3 protein-coding genes are annotated in these 3,489 nt (G+C 54.7%); all 3 read left to right on the forward strand.

The genetic code is table 11. The annotated features are described in order from the left end of the window. The coding region (locus JYJ39_RS14130; RefSeq protein WP_205205188.1) for an ATP-binding cassette domain-containing protein at positions 1-272 on the forward strand (272 nt) is incomplete at its 5' end. Further along, the gene (locus JYJ39_RS13760; protein WP_205205189.1) at positions 272-526 is read left to right on the forward strand and encodes a hypothetical protein; all 255 of its coding nucleotides are present in this window, start codon (positions 272-274) and stop codon (positions 524-526) included. The genes JYJ39_RS14130 and JYJ39_RS13760, both read left to right, overlap by 1 nt. 7 nt (positions 527-533) lie before the next feature. Continuing rightward, positions 534-3,489 (forward strand): calcium-binding protein (locus JYJ39_RS13765; RefSeq protein WP_205205190.1); only part of this gene is annotated, 2,956 nt, incomplete at its 3' end.

Raw genomic sequence — 3,489 nt, forward strand, 5'->3', positions numbered from 1 at the left:
AACGCGGCACCGGGCTATCCGGCGGGCAGCGCCAGCGCATCGCCATCGCCCGCGCTCTGCTCAAGCGGCCCAAAGTGCTGATCTTCGACGAAGCCATCTCCAACCTGGATCAGCAAACCGCCGAACACTTCGCCCAGACCATCAACCGCCTCAAGGGCAAGGTGACGATGATCTTCATCACCCATCAGGTGCCCAAGGGTTTGCAGGTCGATGAGGTCGTGAATATGGGCAGCCATGCAGTGCATGTGGGTTTAGCAAAGGAGGAGGTTTAATGGATTTCATGGTTTGTTTGCGATTTACCCTGTTGATTATTTTGTTTTTTTGGGGTTGCTGGTTTATCAATGTTCAGTTAGATCGGCTGAATGGTGATGTGTTTAGCGCAATGAAGAAAGGCGCTGTGGCCAAATTGAGAGAGGCTAGTGGGGTTTTCAGGGTTCTTGGTTTTGTTTTTTATTCTCCATATATAGCCCCGGCTCGGGCATTGTGTTTTTATATTGTTGTTTTCGTTTTGACTTTATTTTTGTGAGGTCTATATGAGCTGCGTTCCGGAAAAAGATCATGACCCAATTTCGGTTATAAATAAATGGGTTTCGGCTATTAATTTTGCTGTGGGAAAAATTAACCCAATGGCCGGGGCTGTGACAGGGCAATTTGCTATTGCCACTCAATCTGGTGCAAGTGCAGTAGCATTGGCTAATGGTGATGGAACAGCCATTACAGCAATCCCAGGGGTTTCGGTAAGTGCGCCGACAATGGCTTGGTTTGCAAAAATTGGTGGGTGGGTATCTGTAATGGCTAAGGCTGCTGGAGTTGCCGTTCCAGGCGTTGGGCTGGTTGCTATTGGGATGACAATGGTTTCAGCTGCCGCGGCCGCAGCTGCTAACAAAACGTTCTCCGATATTGTGACAGATCCTGGTTTTTGGGAGGCAATAGGCAACGGAGCACCAGATGATTATTTGAAATCAAAATATGGAATAACTTTGAATGAATTGATGAATTCTTTGCTGGATGCTCTTTTGACGGGAGAAATGAAGCCATTAGGGTGTCCAATAGAGCCGATTCGTGATGGATTTTCACAGGCAACAGAGATACCCTCGCCGATCATCCTCGATCTGGACGGCGATGGCGTCGAAACCACTTCGATTGGCCACGGCACCTATTTCGACCACAGTGCCGATGGTTTTGCTGAAAAAACGGCCTGGGTGGGCAAGGACGATGGCCTGCTCGTTTGGGACAGGAACAACAACGGCCAGATCGATTCAGGCCGGGAGTTGTTCGGTTCCGAAACCCTGCTTGCCAACGGCAAGCAAGCCGCCAACGGTTTTGCTGCGCTGGCGGAACTGGACAGTAACGGCGATGGCGTGATTGACGCCAACGATACCGCCTTTGCCGAGTTACGGGTTTGGAAGGATGCCAACGGCGATGGCCGCACCGATGCAGGTGAATTGCTGACGCTGGCGCAAGCCGGGGTTCAGAGCATCGACGTGGCATACAAGAACTCGACACTCGTCGACACGCAAGGCAACGCGCACAAACAGGTCGGCAGCTATACGGGCGTGGATGGAGAAAAACGGGCAGCCACCGACGTCTGGGTGAAGATCGACACGGTGTTCAGCATACCCACCGAACGGGTGAGCGTTCCGGACGAGATTTTGCAACTCCCGGATGCGCAAGGCTACGGCAAGGTACGTGATCTGCACCAGGCGATGGCGCTGGATGCAACGGGTGTATTGCAGACCTTGGTGGCTGACTTCACCCAGGCGGCCACGTTCGAGGAACGTGATGCCCTGGTCACGCAGATCATCTACCACTGGACGGGGGTACAGGATGTCGACCCCAAGAGCCGTGCTGCCACCAGAATTTATGGCAATGCCATCGGCGATGCCCGCAAACTTGAAGCCCTGGAAGAATTCATGGGCGAGGAATGGGCCGGTATATGGTGCTGGGGCGAACGTGATCCGAACCCACATGGCCGCGCCGCGCCGGTACTGTTGAAGGCTTGGGATGATCTCAAAGCCTTGGTCTCTGGCCAATTGATGGCGCAGAGCCATCTTGAGGGTTTGTTCCAGAAAATCGACTACCGCTGGGATGAAGAAATAGAAAGTGTCCGGGGGGATATGTCCAGAGCGGCAACGGCGCTGGCGGCGCAGCTCGAAGCGGATTATGAGGCGGGGCTGGCTGATCTCGATGCCTTCCTGCGTTCGCTCAGGAGTACCGGGGTACTCGATCGTATGGAGATTTTTGCGTTCAAAGCGGCATTGCTACCGCTGGGGGCGGAAGTTTCCCAAATTTTTGACCAAGCGCTGGCTGGCTACACGTCGATTTTTGCACCGAGCGAGGGGAATAACGTGTTGCTGGGTTCAGAGAACGATGACGTGATTGATGGGAGGGGAGGGAATGACCGGATTGTTGGGCGTGGTGGTAACGATACGCTGATTGGCGGTGACGGTAATGACATACTTGACGGGGGCGCAGGTAATGATGAACTACGTGGCGGCGCGGGTGCGGATACCTATTACTTTGGCCGTGGTGACGGCCACGACATCATCATTGAAGATTATTCATGGGTTCAAGGGGAGGCTGACCGTATCGAATTCAAGGCGGGAATTTCGCCGGATGACGTGCAACTGGAGCGGAAAACCGGCAGTTGGCCCGGTGATGACCTGAAAATCACCCTCCGCGATACCGGCGAAACGTTGACTGTCAAGCATCACTTCAGCAGCAACAACCGTTACGCAATCGAGGAAATCGTTTTTGCCGATGGCACGGTGTGGGATGCGGAAGCGATCAAATCCCGCCACCTGCTGGGCGGGGATGGCGATGATGAACTGCATGGCTTCAATGGCCGGGATGATGTGATCGTGGGCGGTGCGGGGAACGACAAACTCATCGGCCTTTCCGGTAACGATGTGCTGGATGGAGGCGAAGGTGACGATGCACTGGAAGGCGGTGCCGGCTCTGACACCTACCGTTTTGGGCGTGGCGACGGTCACGACACGATCATTGAGGATTCGTGGGTTCAGGGCGAGATTGACCGCATCGAGTTCAAGGCGGGCGTTGCCGCAGACGACGTTCGGCTGGATCGGGTACGCACGGTCAACGGCTGGCAAGTGAGTGATGATCTGAAGCTCACCCTCCGCGACACTGGCGAAACGCTGACCGTCAAAAACCATTTCAACGAAAGTAACCGCTATGCGGTGGAGGAAATCGTTTTTGCCGATGGCACGGTGTGGGATGTGGAAGCGATCAAATCCCGCAGTCTGCTGGGCGAGGCCGGTGATGATGCGTTGCTCGGCTTCAATGGGCGCGATGATGTGATTGTGGGCGGTGGCGGAAACGACACACTGATCGGCGGCACGGGCGATGATGTGCTGATTGGCGGTACCGGTGATGACGTGCTGGATGGCGGCGTCGGTTCCGATACCTACCGGATCGGTCTGGGCGATGGCAACGATGTGATTGCTGAGTTTGGTACCGATGGCGAAGACA

This window comes from Azonexus hydrophilus, from assembly GCF_905120355.1.
GTDB lineage: Bacteria > Pseudomonadota > Gammaproteobacteria > Burkholderiales > Rhodocyclaceae > Azonexus.

What these genes read in the sequence shown, in the direction of transcription:
- JYJ39_RS13760 (WP_205205189.1), top strand. Translation starts at nt 272, where the DNA reads ATGGATTTCATGGTTTGTTTGCGATTTACCCTGTTGATTATTTTGTTT.